The organism is Streptomyces sp. NPDC002092 (assembly GCF_053593775.1).
In genome coordinates, this window is record NZ_JBSFDG010000008.1 from 365,788 (window position 1) to 380,193 (window position 14,406).

At 70.3% G+C, this 14,406-nt stretch carries 13 protein-coding genes; 7 read left to right on the forward strand and 6 right to left on the reverse strand.

The features are described 5' to 3' along the window. Nucleotides 1–143 precede the first annotated feature (143 nt). Genes ACWCRD_RS21015 through ACWCRD_RS21025 form a run of 3 tightly spaced genes read left to right on the forward strand, consistent with a single transcriptional unit; the run spans nt 144 to nt 3,345 of the window. Nucleotides 144–1,550, forward strand: coding sequence for a glycosyltransferase family 4 protein (locus ACWCRD_RS21015; RefSeq protein ID WP_450967302.1), 1,407 nt, complete (start codon nt 144–146; stop codon nt 1,548–1,550). Next, on the forward strand, nt 1,544–2,278 hold the full coding sequence (locus ACWCRD_RS21020; protein ID WP_450967303.1) for a class I SAM-dependent methyltransferase: 735 nt from the start codon (nt 1,544–1,546) through the stop codon (nt 2,276–2,278). The genes ACWCRD_RS21015 and ACWCRD_RS21020 overlap by 7 nt, the downstream gene beginning before the upstream one ends. Beyond that, nucleotides 2,275–3,345 carry a prenyltransferase/squalene oxidase repeat-containing protein gene (locus ACWCRD_RS21025; RefSeq protein WP_450967304.1) on the forward strand — a complete coding sequence of 357 codons (1,071 nt, stop codon included), beginning with the start codon at nt 2,275–2,277 and terminating at the stop codon, nt 3,343–3,345. Before ACWCRD_RS21020 ends, ACWCRD_RS21025 begins: the two co-directional genes overlap by 4 nt. Nucleotides 3,346–3,370: 25 nt before the next feature. Here the strand turns inward: ACWCRD_RS21025 and ACWCRD_RS21030 are convergent, their stop codons facing one another. The 4 genes from ACWCRD_RS21030 to ACWCRD_RS21045 form a co-directional block, all read right to left on the reverse strand. Continuing rightward, a complete protein-coding gene (locus ACWCRD_RS21030) occupies nt 3,371–3,658 on the reverse strand; it encodes a hypothetical protein (protein WP_450967305.1) in 288 nt (95 codons plus the stop codon). 55 nt (nt 3,659–3,713) lie between these two features. Further along, nucleotides 3,714–4,724, reverse strand: coding sequence for an LLM class F420-dependent oxidoreductase (locus ACWCRD_RS21035; RefSeq protein ID WP_450967306.1), 1,011 nt, complete (start codon nt 4,722–4,724; stop codon nt 3,714–3,716). Between the two features lie 119 nt (nt 4,725–4,843). Beyond that, a complete protein-coding gene (locus ACWCRD_RS21040) occupies nt 4,844–5,623 on the reverse strand; it encodes a hypothetical protein (RefSeq protein ID WP_450967307.1) in 780 nt (259 codons plus the stop codon). An 83-nt stretch (nt 5,624–5,706) separates the two neighbouring features. Further along, nucleotides 5,707–6,678: an N-acetylmuramoyl-L-alanine amidase gene (locus ACWCRD_RS21045; protein WP_450967308.1), complete on the reverse strand. Its 972-nt coding sequence runs from the start codon at nt 6,676–6,678 to the stop codon at nt 5,707–5,709. Nucleotides 6,679–6,962: 284 nt separating this feature from the next. Between ACWCRD_RS21045 and ACWCRD_RS21050 the strand changes: the two genes are divergently transcribed. Beyond that, the gene (locus ACWCRD_RS21050; RefSeq protein WP_450967309.1) at nt 6,963–7,127 is read left to right on the forward strand and encodes a type II toxin-antitoxin system Phd/YefM family antitoxin; all 165 of its coding nucleotides are present in this window, start codon (nt 6,963–6,965) and stop codon (nt 7,125–7,127) included. 31 nt (nt 7,128–7,158) lie between these two features. Here the strand turns inward: ACWCRD_RS21050 and ACWCRD_RS21055 are convergent, their stop codons facing one another. Both ACWCRD_RS21055 and ACWCRD_RS21060 read right to left on the reverse strand, forming a co-directional pair. Next, nucleotides 7,159–7,809 carry a class I SAM-dependent methyltransferase gene (locus tag ACWCRD_RS21055; RefSeq protein ID WP_450967310.1) on the reverse strand — a complete coding sequence of 217 codons (651 nt, stop codon included), beginning with the start codon at nt 7,807–7,809 and terminating at the stop codon, nt 7,159–7,161. Nucleotides 7,810–7,967: 158 nt separating this feature from the next. Then, nucleotides 7,968–9,701: an MFS transporter gene (locus tag ACWCRD_RS21060; protein WP_450967311.1), complete on the reverse strand. Its 1,734-nt coding sequence runs from the start codon at nt 9,699–9,701 to the stop codon at nt 7,968–7,970. 183 nt (nt 9,702–9,884) lie between these two features. Here ACWCRD_RS21060 and ACWCRD_RS21065 point away from each other — a divergent pair, with 183 nt between their 5' ends. The 3 genes from ACWCRD_RS21065 (at nt 9,885) to tnpB (ending at nt 14,404) form a co-directional block, all read left to right on the forward strand. Then, nucleotides 9,885–11,096, forward strand: coding sequence for a lipid-transfer protein (locus ACWCRD_RS21065; protein WP_450967312.1), 1,212 nt, complete (start codon nt 9,885–9,887; stop codon nt 11,094–11,096). A gap of 73 nt (nt 11,097–11,169) precedes the next feature. Next, nucleotides 11,170–12,600 (forward strand): MFS transporter, encoded by a 1,431-nt coding sequence (locus ACWCRD_RS21070; RefSeq protein WP_450967313.1) that lies wholly within the window; start codon nt 11,170–11,172, stop codon nt 12,598–12,600. A gap of 238 nt (nt 12,601–12,838) precedes the next feature. Then, entirely contained in the window at nt 12,839–14,404 is a 1,566-nt protein-coding gene (tnpB, locus tag ACWCRD_RS21075) for an IS607 family element RNA-guided endonuclease TnpB (RefSeq protein ID WP_450967314.1), read from the forward strand. Nucleotides 14,405–14,406 lie beyond the last annotated feature (2 nt).

The following is a 14,406-nucleotide window of genomic DNA, read 5'->3' on the forward strand; positions in this document are numbered from 1 at the left end:
GCGCGAATCACCTGATCCACTGCTCACCGCGCCCCTACCTGCCGGTAGATTCAGAGCCTCCTGGACGATCAAGTCTGAAACTTGTTCTAGATTAGCGTCCCGGCGTAATCTCGCGGGACAGTGCAGGCAGAAGGGGGCCCAGAGTGACCGCTGAGGCCAGTCAGGCGGGTCCCCAGGAGGACCTCGCCGCCGACGGCGAGCGACCGCTCCACATCGCGCTCCTCACCTATAAAGGGAACCCGTTCTGCGGCGGACAGGGCGTCTACGTCCGCCATCTCTCGCGCGAGCTGGCCCGCCTCGGCCACCGCGTCGAGGTCATCGGCTCCCAGCCCTACCCCGTCCTCGACGAGGGCGAGGGCTACGCCGGCCGCCTGAGCCTGACCGAACTGCCGAGCCTCGACCTCTACCGCTCCCCGGACCCCTTCCGCACCCCGGGGCGCGACGAGTACCGCGACTGGATCGACGCGCTGGAGGTCGCCACCATGTGGACCGGCGGCTTCCCCGAGCCGCTGACCTTCTCCCTGCGCGCCCGCCGCCATCTCCGCGCCCGCCGCGGCCGGTTCGACATCGTGCACGACAACCAGACGCTCGGATACGGCCTGTTGGGCGACGTGGGCGCCCCCCTGGTGACCACCATCCACCACCCCATCACCGTCGACCGGCAGCTGGAGCTGGACGCCGCCGAGAACTGGCAGCAGCGCTGGGGCAAACGCCGCTGGTACGCCTTCACCCGCATGCAGAAGCGCGTCGCCCGCCGCCTGCCCTCGGTCCTCACCGTCTCCGGCACCTCACGCGCCGAGATCATCGACCACCTCGGTGTACGGGACGACCGTATCCACGTCGTGCACATCGGCGCCGACACCGACCTCTTCTCGCCGGACCCGTCCGTGCCCGTGGTGCCAGGCCGGATCGTGACGACGTCCAGCGCCGACGTCCCGCTCAAGGGCCTGGTCTTCCTCGTCGAGGCACTCGCGAAGGTCCGCACCGAGCACCCGGACGCCCACCTCGTCGTCGTCGGCAAGCGCCCCGCCGAGGGGCCCGTCGCCCAGGCCATGGAGCGCTACGGCCTCGAAGGCGCCGTCGAGTTCGTGAAGGGCATCTCGGACGCCGAACTGGTCGATCTGGTCCGCTCGGCGGAGGTCGCCTGTGTGCCCTCCCTGTACGAGGGCTTCTCCCTGCCGGCGGCCGAGGCGATGGCCACGGGCACGCCCCTGGTCGCGACGACCGGCGGTGCGATCCCCGAGGTCGCGGGCCGCGACGGCGAGACCTGCCTGGCGGTGCCGCCGGGTGACCCGGGCGCCCTCGCCGCAGGCCTCAGCCGCCTGCTGGGCGACCCGGAGCTGCGGCTACGACTCGGCCGCGCCGGCCGTGAGCGCGTCCTGCGGCACTTCACCTGGGCCCGCGCCGCCGAGGGAACGGTCGCCAGATACCGCGAGGCCGTCACCGGCTCCCCGGCCCCGGCACCCAGCGCGGCCCCACAGCCGAAAGCCGTCGTAGAAGCCGTAGAAGAACTAGCCGCCACCCACCCCGAAAGCAGGGCCACGTGCTGACCGTCGACTTCTCCCGGTTCCCGCTCGCCCCGGGCGACCGCGTCCTGGACCTCGGCTGCGGGGCCGGCCGGCACGCGTTCGAGTGCTACCGGCGCGGCGCCCAGGTCGTGGCGCTCGACCAGAACGGCGAGGAGATCCGCGAGGTCGCGAAGTGGTTCGCCGCGATGAAGGAGGCGGGCGAGGCCCCGGCGGGCGCCACCGCCACGGCGATGGAGGGCGACGCCCTGGCGCTGCCCTTCCCCGACGAGTCCTTCGACGTGGTCATCATCTCCGAGGTCATGGAGCACATCCCGGACGACAAGGGCGTGCTCGCCGAGATGGTCCGGGTGCTCAAGCCCGGCGGCCGCATCGCCGTCACCGTCCCGCGCTACGGCCCCGAGAAGGTCTGCTGGGCGCTGTCCGACGCCTACCACGAGGTCGAGGGCGGCCACATCCGCATCTACAAGGCCGACGAACTGCTGGCCAAGATCCGCGAGGCGGGCCTGAAGCCCTACGGCACCCACCACGCGCACGCACTCCACTCCCCCTACTGGTGGCTGAAGTGCGCGTTCGGCGTCGACAACGACAAGGCGCTGCCGGTGAAGGCGTACCACAAGCTCCTGGTCTGGGACATCATGAAGAAGCCGCTGGCCACCAGGGTCGCCGAACAGGCCCTCAACCCCCTGATCGGCAAGAGCTTCGTGGCCTACGCGACCAAGCCCCACCTGCCCTCGGTGGACGCCCGGTGACCACTCCCCGGACAGAACACCTCGTCCTGCCCGGGGTCCTCACCGCCGAGCAGGCTGCCGCGACCGTCCGCGGCATCCTCGCCGTACAGCGGGAGGACGGCGCGATCCCGTGGTTCCGGGGACACCACCTGGACCCCTGGGACCACACCGAGGCCGCGATGGCCCTGGACGCGGCCGGCGAGCACGAGGCCGCCGAGCGGGCGTACGAGTGGCTGGCACGGCACCAGAACGCGGACGGCTCCTGGTACGCGGCCTACGCCGACGGCGACTTCGCGGACGTCACCGACCACGGCCGCGAGACGAACTTCGTCGCGTACATCGCGGTAGGTGTCTGGCACCACTACCTCTCCACGGGCGACGACACCTTCCTGGACCGCATGTGGCCGGCCGTCTACGCAGCAATGGAGTACGTCCTCCGGCTCCAGCAGCCCGGCGGCCAGATCGGCTGGAAGGGCGAGGAGGACGGCGGCTTCACCACCGACGCCCTGCTGACCGGATCCTCCTCCGTCCACCACGCCCTGCGCTGCGCGCTCGCCGTCGCCGAACAGCGCGAAGAACCGCAGCCGGACTGGGAGTTGGCGGTCGGAGCACTCCGCCATGCGATCCGTCGTCACCCGGAGCGGTTCCTCGACAAGGACCGCTACTCGATGGACTGGTACTACCCGGTGCTGGGCGGTGCGCTGACGGGTGCGGAGGCCAAGTCCCGCATGGAGGAGGGCTGGGACCGCTTCGTCGTCCCCGGCCTCGGGGTGCGCTGCGTGGTCCCCAACCCATGGGTGACCGGCGGCGAGTCGGCCGAACTCGCCCTCACCCTGTGGGCGATGGGCGAGTCCGACCGCGCGCTGGACATCCTCCAGTCGATCCAGCACCTGCGGGACCCCGAGACCGGCCTGTACTGGACGGGCTACGTCTTCGAGGACAAGGCGATCTGGCCACGCGAGCTGACCACCTGGACCGCGGGATCCCTGCTGCTGGCGGTCGCAGCCCTCGGCGGCCACGAGGCGACCTGCACCGTGTTCGGCGGGGAGCAGCTGCCGAGGGGGCTGGATCCGGACTGCTGCGCCTGATCTCCGGGCGCAGCGGGGTGGGTGGTCAGTGCCGCGTCATCCGTCCGGCGATCGCGTGGCCGATGAACAGGTAGACCACCGCCGCCAGGCCGTAACCTGCGACCACGCGGGCCCAGGCCTTGTCGAAGGTGAACAGGTCACGCGACCAGCCGGCCAGCCAGTTGGCCACGTTGTGGACGAACTGCACCAGGTCGTTGGCGCGGTTGGCGTCCAGCAGGTACATCAGGATCCACAGGCCCAGAATGAGGGCCATGACGTCGGCGACGATCGCTATGACCGCCCCGGCTCGATTGCCGCTGCTATATCGAGACATACTTTCCGGATTGCCGCCGAATCCTGTATGAAACCCGAACGGCTTTGACCGGCGGCTACGAGTTGAGCTCGGCCAGCACCCGCAGCGACTCCCGGTCGGGGGAGAGGGCCAGCAGGTCCGTCACAGGCCCCTTGCGCCACAACTCCAGGCGCTCGGCGATCCGTTCACGCGGTCCTACCAGGGAGATCTCGTCGGCGAAGGCGTCCGGTACGGCGAGTACGGCCTCCTCGCGCCGCCCGGACAGGAACAGCTCCTGGATGCGCCGGGCCTCCTCCTCGTACCCCATCCGCGCCATCAGATCGGCGTGGAAATTGCGCGCCGCGTGGCCCATGCCGCCGATGTAGAAGCCGAGCATGGTCTTCACGGGCAGCAGGCCTTCGCTCACGTCGTCGCAGACCCGGACCTGTGCCATGGGGGCGACCAGAAAGCCCTCGGGGGCATCGGTGAGCGAGGCCTCGTAGACCTCGGGGCGGGTCGGCGACCAGTACAGGGGGAGCCAGCCGTCGGCGATACGGGTCGTCTGCGCGACGTTCTTCGGCCCTTCGGCACCGAGGAGGATGGGGAGGCCGGGACGCAAGGGGTGTGTGATGGGCTTGAGGGCCTTGCCGAGGCCGGTGCCGTCCGCGCCGCCGTACGGATGGGAGTGGAAGCGGCCGTCGAGCACGACCGGCCCCTCCCGCCTGAGCACCTGCCGTACGACGTCCACGTACTCCCGGGTCGCGGTCAGCGGCGACTTCGGGAACGGCCGCCCGTACCACCCCTCCACCACCTGCGGCCCCGACAGCCCGAGACCGAGCATCATGCGCCCGCCGGAGAGGTGATCGAGGGTGAGGGCGTGCATGGCGGTGGTGGTCGGGGAGCGGGCGGCCATCTGTGCAACGGCGGTTCCCAGCCTGATGGTTGAGGTCTGCGCCGCGATCCAGGTCAGCGGGGTGAAGGCGTCGGACCCCCACGACTCGGCGGTCCACACGGAGTCGTATCCGAGCCGTTCGGCCTCCTGCGCGAGCGGCACGTGGTCGGGGGAGGGGCCGCGGCCCCAGTAGCCGAGGGCGAGACCGAGTCGCATGACGCCTCCATCAGATAACTGACGGTCAGTCAGGTTCGGGGCTGGGAGCTGCGACTGTACGACAACGGCCCCCCGCCCGGAAGGGCGAGGGGCCGGTGGCAGCTTCTTGCCGGCTGGCGTCAGCCGCGCTGGATGCCGGAGGTGTCCTGCAGTACACCGCGGCGGCCGTCCTGCGTCTGGGCGACCAGGGCCGGGCCGCGCTGCTCGACGGCCAGGTACCAGGTGCCCGGCGCGAGTTCGGCGATCGGGGTGGGCGAACCGTCCTCCGCGAACAGCGGCCGCGGCACCGGAACGGCGAACCAGAACGGCGAGAAGTCCCCGGCCGGCGGCTGCGGAGCCTGCGCCTGCTGCGGCTGAGCGCTCCCGTAGGGCTGGCCGGGCTGCGGCTGACCGCCGTAGGGCTGCTGCTGTCCGGCACCGGGGTAGCCGTAGCCGCCGGGGGGCTGGCCGCCGTAGGGCTGGGGGGCGGCGGGCTTGGGCGCGGGGATGAGGGCGGCCTGGAGGGCGGGGACCAGGGGGGTGGCGATGGCGGCGCCGGCCAGGACGAGGGCGGCGATGAAGCCGAGGACGAGGCCGGCGGCGGGGCTGGTGTTCTTGCCGCTGTCGACCAGGTACCAGAACAGGGTCCAGGCAGAGAGGACGCTGAACGCCACGCCCGCCACTCCGAGGTCGAGCCCGGCGACCTTGCGCGGCTGCGGGAGGCAGCGGTTGACGACGATCAGCGCGGCGCCGATGACCCCGCCCATGAACACGCCGAGACCGGTGCCGAGGCTGTCCCACGCGTTCACGTCGAGGCTGTACCCGGACACGCTGTAGAGGTTGAGGAACGACGCGATGAAGAGCAACACCGCTGCTCCGATCACCACGCCGTCGCCTCGTGTGAGGGAGCGGATATTCACTTCAGGTCCTTCGTAAGTCGTCTCGTCGTCGGTAGACACTATCGTCCGTCCGAGCAAGGCGTCCGCCGGGATCAGCCCGCTGATCACGAACCGTGCAGGAAACTCACGATTCCATCAGAAATTCCTTGCGCGGCCTTCTGTCGCCACGCACCGCTGGTGAGCAGTGCCGCGTCCTTGCTATCGCGCATGTTCCCGCATTCGATGAACACCTTGGGAACCGTTGACAGATTGAGACCGCCCAGGTCCTTACGCGTGACGATGCCGTGGCCGTCGCCGATGTAGTTGGCGGGCGGTTCACCCGTGACGCGGAGGAAGTAGCCCGCGATGTGATCGCCGAGGTCGGCGGAGGAGGCCACGATGGGGCGGGTGTCGGCGGCGCCCGCGTGGACGGAGCCGGGAAGGATGACGTGGAAGCCGCGGTTGCCGGCCGCGGAGCCGTCCGCGTGGATGGAGATCGCGGCGTCGGCGTGGGCCCGGTTGCCGATCTGCGCCCGCTGGTCCACGCAGGGGCCCCAGGCAGGGGAGTTGCCGTCATGGGTCAGCTTCACCGTGGCACCCAGCTTCTCCAGCAGGGCCTTCAGACGGTGGGACACGTCCAGGGTGAACTGGGCTTCCGTGTAGCCCGAGTTGGTGGACGTCCCCGTCGTGTCGCACTCCTTCTTGTTCGTGCCGATGTCCACCTGGCGGGCGATCTCGGTGGCGTGCTGGAAGTTGCCGGGGTTGTGGCCCGGGTCGATGACGACGACCTTGCCCTTGAGGGGGCCGGAGGCGGCGGGCGCCGACGAGGTGGGGGAGGCGAGGGTGGGCGCCGGGCTGTTCGGGTTCTTGTCGTCGCCGGCGGGGGAGGAGGCGGGCGCGCCGGACGTCGCCGCCGCGGACGTCCGTACGGTCGCCTGAGCTGCCCCGCCGCCGTCACCGCCGCCCCCGCCCACGACCTCGTACACGAGCCACCCGAGCAGCGCACCCGGTACGAGCGCGGCGATAGCCACGGTCAGGGGGCTGCGCCGGGGGCGGCGGGGCTGGGGAGGATCGAAGTCCGGGCCTACGTACGACACGTCAGCCACCCTAGCGGCCGTTCTGCGGGTGCATGCGATCCAAGACGGCTCAACGGGTGGCTCGTCGGAAGCTGTCGATGATCAGCCGCGCGGCGAACGAGAACCCAGCCGGGTACCGAGTTGGCGACCGCCGTGCCCGATCTGTCGCGGTCGGAGTCCTCGAGCGCCCGGCCGGTGATTCCGGCAAACTGCGCCCGGAGGGATCAGGAGCCGCCCCGTGTGCCTGTTCGCCGCAGGGCGCACAGCGACTGGGTGACCGAGACCGCACCTGGGTGAGGAGGGCTTTGTCCGCTGACGACTACGGAGCCTGGCAGGAGACGGTCTACCTGCTGGCTTCTCCCGCCGACGTCCAGCGCCTCATGGAGGCCGTCGCCCGCGACAAGGCAGGTGAGGCGGAAGTCACGAGGTCGATCGATGAACTCCGCGAGCTTGCAGGTGGCGAAGTGTGAGGAATGCGTCCTTCTGCCCGGACGGGTGGGGTTACCGCCCCACCCCCGTTCGCCGCAACACCCGCAGTGAGCCGGTCACCGCGACCTCCGTGAACGCTCCCGACGCCAGTGCCCGCAGGTAGACCCGGTACGGCGCCTGGCCGGTGAACTCGTCCTTCGGGTTCGGGAAGACGTCATGGATGAGGAGCAGGCCGCCTTCGGCCACATGGGGGGCCCAGCCCTCGTAGTCGGCGCCGGCGTGCTCGTCGGTGTGGCCGCCGTCGATGAAGACCAGGCCGAGGGGGGTCCGCCAGAACTTCGCGATCTGCGGCGAGCGGCCGACCAGCGCCACCACGTGCTCCTCCAGCCCCGCGCGGTGCAGGGTGCGGCGGAACGTCGGCAGCGTGTCCATCAGGCCGATCTCCGGGTCGACCGTCTCCGGGTCGTGGTAGTCCCAGCCCGGCTGCTGCTCCTCGCTGCCGCGGTGGTGGTCGAGGGTCAGCGCGGTGACCCCGGTCTCGCGGGCCGCGTCAGCGAGCAGGATCGCGGACCGGCCGCAGTACGTGCCGATCTCCAGCAGGGGCAGCCCGAGCGCCCCCGCCTCGACGGCGGCCGCGTAGAGCGCCAGCCCCTCATCCACAGGCATGAACCCCTTCGCGGCCTCGAACGCCGCCAGGATCTCCGGCTTGGGTGCCGCGGCCATGGGGTTCCTCCCGGTCGTACGTACGTCTGCGGCCCCCATGCTGCCGCACCCCCGGCCGCCGATTCGACCGGGGGTGCGACACGGCGCTTGGGGCGCGGGGAACTGCGCGACCAGCCACGATGGCGAGTCAGCCGCCAGACAACAGAACCAACCGGGTGCTACGCGCTCACGGTCTCCCCGGGCAACGACAGATCCAACTCCACCGCGGCCTCCCCGGGATGCGTAGCCGAAGACGCAAGCGGCCCATGCCCCGAGGCCCGTGCGGCCAGCACATACGCCCCCTCGGCCGGCACCGCCAGCACATAGCTCCCGTCCTCGTCGGAGACCGCCGCCCCCGCCTGCCGGCCCCGCCGATCGATCAGCGTGACCTTCGCCCGGGCCACCGGAACGCCGTCGGCACCCAGCACCCGGCCACGGAAACCACGCAGCACTTCCTCCGCACGCTCCACGACGGCGTCGTCCTCCTCGCTGCTCGCGAGCAACTGCGGCGCCCGGTTCGGCTTGGGCAGGAACAGGGCCATCAGCAGACCGACGGCGACCGCGCCGGTCGCGATCAGGAAGGAGACGCGGAAGCCGTGCATGGTCGGGATCTCGACGCCGCCGACGTTGTTCGCGGTGTTGGCCAGCACCATGCCGATGACGGCGCTCGACACGGACGTACCGATGGAACGCATCAGGGTGTTCAGACCGTTCGCCGCACCCGTCTCCGAGGCCGGGACCGCACCGACGATCAGTGCGGGCAGGGACGAGTACGCGAGGCCGATGCCCGCGCCCAGCACCACCGCGATGACCAGGCTCTGCCACGGGGCGCTCATCAGGCCGAGCCCGGCGCCGTAGCCGATCGCGATGATCAGCAGGCCGAGGATCAGGGTGACCTTGGGGCCGTACTTCGCGGACAGGCGGGCGTAGACCGGCGCCGTGAACATCATCGTCAGGCCCAGCGGGGCCACCAGCAGGCCCGCGACGACCATCGACTGGCCGAGGCCGTAGCCGGTCGCCTTCGGGAGCTGGAGCAGCTGGGGAAGGACGAGGGAGACGACGTAGAAGGAGACACCGACCATGATCGAGGCCAGGTTGGTGAAGAGGACGGCCGGGCGGGCCGTCGTCCGCAGGTCCACCAGCGGGGCCTTCATACGGAGTTCGAGGACGCCCCACAGGACGAGTACGACGGCCGACGCGCCGAAGAGGCCGAGCGTCGTGCCGGAGGTCCAGCCCCAGTCGCTGCCCTTGGTGATGGGGAGAAGGAAGAGCACCAGACCCGCCGAGAGACCGAGTGCGCCGAGCAGGTCGAAGGTGCCCTCGGCGCGCATCGGGGACTCCGGTACGACCAGGAGGGTGAGGAGGATCGAGAGGGCGCCGAGGCCCGCGGCGCCGTAGAAGAGGGCGTGCCAGTCGGCATGCTGGGCGACCAGGGCCGCGAGCGGCAGGGCGAGGCCGCCGCCGACGCCTATGGAAGAGCTCATCAGGGCCATCGCCGAGCCGAGCTTCTCGCGGGGCAGCATGTCGCGCATCAGACCGATGCCGAGCGGGATGGCGCCCATCGCGAAGCCCTGGAGCGTACGACCGGCGATCATCGTGAGCAGTTCGCTGGTGAGGGCGCTGATCAGGGCGCCGACCACCATCACGGCGAGGCTGAGGATCAGCATGCGCCGCTTGCCGTAGAGGTCACCGAGGCGGCCCATGATCGGGGTGGCGACGGCTCCCGAGAGAAGTGTCGAGGTCAGGACCCAGGTGGCATTGCTGGGTGCGGTGCCCAGCAGCTGCGGCAGGTCCTTGATGACCGGGACGAGCAGGGTCTGCATCACCGCGACAACGATGCCCGCGAAGGCGAGTACCGGGACCAAGGCCCCGCTCGCCCGCCGGGCGGGCTGTTCGGTCGTCGTGTGCGTCATGGGGTGAGGCCTCCAGGCCGTACGAGAGGAAGAGCTGTGCGAGATAAGTGCCGGGTAAACCTCGTATGCACAGGCAACTATTCCGTTGCTTCGGGTCTCTAATGAATTCTTGACCCGGTCATGGGGATCTGATCAGTCGTCAGGCCTGGCGGCTTGGTGGAACGTGTTCTAGTCTCGCGCGCCATGAAGGCATACCGCACGGGCACGAAGGCCTACGTCGTCGGGGTCGGGATGACCCGGTTCGAGAAGCCTGAGACCCGTGACTGGCAGTACTGGGACATGGTGCGGGAGGCGGGGAGCGCCGCTCTCGCGGACGCAGGGGTCTCGTACCAGGACGTGGAACAGGTTCCCGTCGGCTACTGCTTCCAGCCCTCGACCGCCGGGCAGCGGGCCGCGTATGAGCTGGGTCTCACCGGTGTGCCCGTCTACAACGTCAACAACAACTGCGCGACCGGCTCGACCGCCCTGATGCTGGCCCGGCAGCTCGTGGAGGGCGGGGCCGCCGACTGCGTACTGGCGCTGGGCTTCGAGAAGATGAAGAAGGGGGCGCTGGGCGGAGGCGCTGACGGAGGAGACTTCTCCGCGTCCCCGGTCGCCCGGCACTACGGCATCATGGCCGCCCGCCACGGCTTCGAGATGACCCCGCCCACCGCCCAGATCTTCGGCGACGCGGCCCGCGAACACGTGGAGCGCTACGGCACGACCGAGGCGCAGCTCGCCGCCGTGGCCGCCAAGAACCACCGGCACTCGGCACACAATCCGTATGCGCAGTTCCGGGACGTGTACGAGGTGGACGACATCCTCGCCGCGCGCCCCGTCCACCGGCCGCTGACCAAGCTGCAGTGCTCGCCGACCTCGGACGGCGCGGCGGCCGCACTCGTCGTCTCCGAACGGTTCGTGGAGCGGCGGGAGCTGGGCGGAAAGGCCGTCGAGATCGTCGCGCAGGCGATGACGACCGACACGGAGGAGTCCTTCGCGTCCGGGTCGTGCATCGACGTCGTGGGGCAGCCGATGTCCCGGGAGGCGGCACGACAGGTGTACGAGCGGGCCGGGCTCGGGATCGGCGACGTGGACGTCGTGGAACTGCACGACTGCTTCTCCGTCAACGAGCTGCTGACGTACGAGGCGCTCGGCATGTGCGGGGAGGGGGAGTCCGGCAAGCTCGTCGAGTCGGGGGCGACGACGTACGGCGGGCGGTGGGTGGTGAACCCGTCCGGCGGGCTGATCTCCAAGGGGCATCCGCTGGGGGCGACCGGGATTGCCCAGGTGGCCGAGCTGGTGTGGCAGCTGAGGGACGAGGCGGGGGCGCGGCAGGTGCCGGGGGCGCAGGTGGGGCTCGCGCACAACATCGGGCTGGGCGGGGCGGCGGTGGTGACGCTCCTGCGGGCGGTGTAGGTCCTGCGGAGGAGGGCCCGCTGCGGCGAAATCCCGATGCAAGGACCGTAACCCGGTTGAGAGCATGACAGGCATGCTGGAAGCCGCTGACGTCACCCGGACCCCGTCCCGCCGTACCGCTCCTCCCACCTGGCTGGTCGTGGCGCTCGCCTGCGCCGGGCAGTTCCTGGTCGTGCTCGATGTGTCGGTCGTCAATGTGGCGCTGCCGTCGATGCGGGCCGACCTGGGGCTGAGCCCGCAGGGACTGCAGTGGGTGGTGAACGCGTACGCGATCGCCTTCGCCGGGTTCATGCTGCTCGGCGGGCGGGCCGGGGACCTGTACGGGCGCAAGCGGATGTTCCTGGTGGGGCTCGCCCTGTTCACGGCGGCCTCGCTGGGCGGCGGGCTGGCGCAGGAGGGCGGTCAGCTGCTGGTCGCGCGGGCCGTGCAGGGGCTGGGGGCGGCGGTGCTCGCGCCCTCGACGCTGACCATTCTCACCTCGGCCGTTCCGGAGGGAGCCGCGCGGGCGCGGGCGATAGCGACCTGGACCGCGGTGGGCGCCGGTGGCGGAGCGGCCGGCGGGCTGGTCGGCGGGGCGCTGGTGGACGGGCTGTCGTGGCGGTGGGTGCTGCTGATCAACGTGCCCATCGGGGCGCTGGTGCTGGCCGGCTCGCTGCTCTGGCTGGTGGAGAGCCGCAACGGGGACGGGCGGCGGCTCGATCTGCCGGGTGCGCTGCTGGTGACGGCGGGGCTCGGGACGCTGGCGTACGGGATCTCGCAGACGGAGGCGGAGGGGTGGACGGCGGCGGCCAGCCTCGTGCCGCTGGTCGCCGGGCTTGCGCTGATCGGGCTGTTCCTGGTCGTGGAGGCGCGTACGGCGGCGCCGCTGATGCCGCTCGGGCTGTTCCGGGTGCGGGCCGTGTCGTCGGCGAACGCGGCGATGTTCGTGAACGGGTCCGCGATGTTCTGCATGTGGTTCTTCATGACGTTGTACGCGCAGAACGTGCTCGGCTACACGCCCTTCGAGGCCGGGCTGGCGCTGGTGCCCAGCTCCCTGGCGGTGCTGCTCGGCTCCAAGTCGGCGCCCCGGTTCCTGCCGGTGTTCGGCGCGCGGAACGTGGCCGTGCTCGGGACTGCCCTGGCGGCGGTGGGCTTCGCATGGCAGTCGATGATGACGCCGGGGGGCAACTATCTGACGGAGATCATGTTCCCGGGCATCCTGATGATGCTGGGCGCGGGCCTCACGGCGACCCCGCTCGCCGCACTCGCCACGTCCGGGGCGGCTCCGGGGGAGGCCGGGCTGGTGTCGGGGCTGGTCAACACCTCGCGCACGATGGGCGGTTCGCTGGGGCTCGCGGTGATGTCGACGATCGCGGCGACGCGCACGGCGGGCAGCGGTACTCCCGGCGCGCTCACGGAGGGGTACGCGCTGGTCTTCCGGACGGGCACCGGGGTGCTGCTCGCGGGGACGGTGCTGATGCTGGTGTGGCTGCCGCGGAGAATTTCGACGAGTTCCGCGGGGTGAGGCAACGATCCGGGCTGCCCGTGGACGCCCTTTGTCTATCTGGGGGCGCACGGGGACGGTGCGTCACGGCGGCTCTGCCCGGTGTGGTCAGCGGCTTGCCTCGGACGGGAACGAGAGTTCCTCTGTCGAATGTGTGACCTTCGCCTGCTGTGCTCGTTGAGAGCGGTGAGGGGATCTTCTTCGAAGTCGGGGGTGAGACTGCCGAGTGGGTGGGAAGTTTCGGGCACAGCCCGGTTGTGTGGTGCAGGCCTACAAGTTCGCCCTCGATCCGAACGCCGGGCAGGAGCGGGCGCTGCACTCGCACTGCGGTGCCGCCCGCGCTGCCTACAACTGGGCCGTGTCGTGGGTGACCGCCACGTGGTGGCAGCGCAAGGCGGAAGCCTCCTACGGCGCTGACGAGGAGGAGTTGACTCCGTGGCGGTCGTGGTCGCTGCCCGCGCTGCGGAAGGAGTTCAACCGGGCCAAGGTCACCGACCCGAGATTCGCAGAGTGGTGGGAGGAGAACTCCAAGGAGGCTTACAACACCGGTCTCGCGAACGCGGCTGCCGCGTTCGATAACTACGCCAAGTCCAAGCAAGGCAAGCGCAAGGGGTGCCACGTAGGCATCCCGCGTCGGAAGCAGAAGCGAAAGGCCCGCCTGGCTTGCCGTTTCACGACTGGCACGATCCGCGTCGAGTCGAGCGGACGGCACGTCAGCCTGCCCCGGCTGGGCACGCTTCGTACCCACGAACCCACGGTCAAGCTTCTGACCCGCATCCAGGCCAGGACGGCGCGCATCCTGTCCGCGACTGTTCGGCACGAGCGCGGACGCTGGTTCGTCTCCTTCCAGGTCGAGACCGGGCGGGAGATCACTCGCGTTGCCCGGCCAAACACGGCGGTCGGGATCGACCTGGGTGTCAAGCACCTCGCGGTCTTGGCTGACAGCACGGGTGAGATTCGGTACGAGCCGAACCCGAAGCACCTGGACGGTGTGCTCAAGCTGCTGAGGTTCCATTCCCGCCGCGTCTCACGGCGGCAGGGACCAGACCGCAGGACTGGCAAGAAGCCGTCGAAGCGGTGGGAGAAGGCCAACCGCGAGCGCAACAAGGTCCACCACCGAGTGGCGAACCTGCGCAGCGACGCTCTGCACAGACTCACCACACGCGTACGCGCCGAGTACGGCACGGTAGTGGTCGAAGACCTCAACGTCACCGGAATGCTGCGCAACAAACGGCTCGCCCGCCGCGTGGCTGATGCGGGGTTCGGGGAGATCCGACGCCAGCTCGCCTACAAGGGCCGGCGCAATGCCTGCCGTACCGTCGTGGCGGACCGCTGGTACCCCTCTTCCAAGACCTGCTCGGTGTGCGGCGCCGTGAAAGCCAAGCTGCCGCTGCACGTCCGAGTCTTCGCCTGCGACGCGTGCGGTCTGGTCATGGACCGGGACGAGAACGCGGCACGCAATCTGGTCGCGCTCGCCGCGGCCCGCACCACTGGTACCGGAGTGGCCGGAGACCAGGACACGCCCCGCGTGTCGAAGCTCCGTGGAGCCGATCGTAAGACCCGCCGCCAACGCCCCGACCGGAACACCGGCCGGGGCGGGCGGGCAGGTGGCGCAGCCCTGCCGCACAGCGGCAGAAGGAAACGGGAGACCGTCGTCAGGACACCGAAGCGCAACCCGCGCTGTGGTGACACCGTCACGGACCTTTCAGGTGAAAACACCTGGAATGCTGAAAGTTACTGCGACTTTGAGCAACGGGATCGCAAGGAAGCTCGCCTCCTCACCCCCGCCTGCCAGGGCGCGAGGGTGAGAGCGCTGGCGCGGTGATT

Coding starts and splice junctions, on each gene's coding strand:
- ACWCRD_RS21030 (WP_450967305.1), bottom strand. CDS start 3,658: ATGTCTCGATATAGCAGCGGCAATCGAGCCGGGGCGGTCATAGCGATC.
- ACWCRD_RS21035 (WP_450967306.1), bottom strand. CDS start 4,724: ATGCGACTCGGTCTCGCCCTCGGCTACTGGGGCCGCGGCCCCTCCCCC.
- ACWCRD_RS21055 (WP_450967310.1), bottom strand. CDS start 7,809: ATGGCCGCGGCACCCAAGCCGGAGATCCTGGCGGCGTTCGAGGCCGCG.
- ACWCRD_RS21060 (WP_450967311.1), bottom strand. CDS start 9,701: ATGACGCACACGACGACCGAACAGCCCGCCCGGCGGGCGAGCGGGGCC.
- ACWCRD_RS21065 (WP_450967312.1), top strand. CDS start 9,885: ATGAAGGCATACCGCACGGGCACGAAGGCCTACGTCGTCGGGGTCGGG.
- ACWCRD_RS21070 (WP_450967313.1), top strand. CDS start 11,170: ATGCTGGAAGCCGCTGACGTCACCCGGACCCCGTCCCGCCGTACCGCT.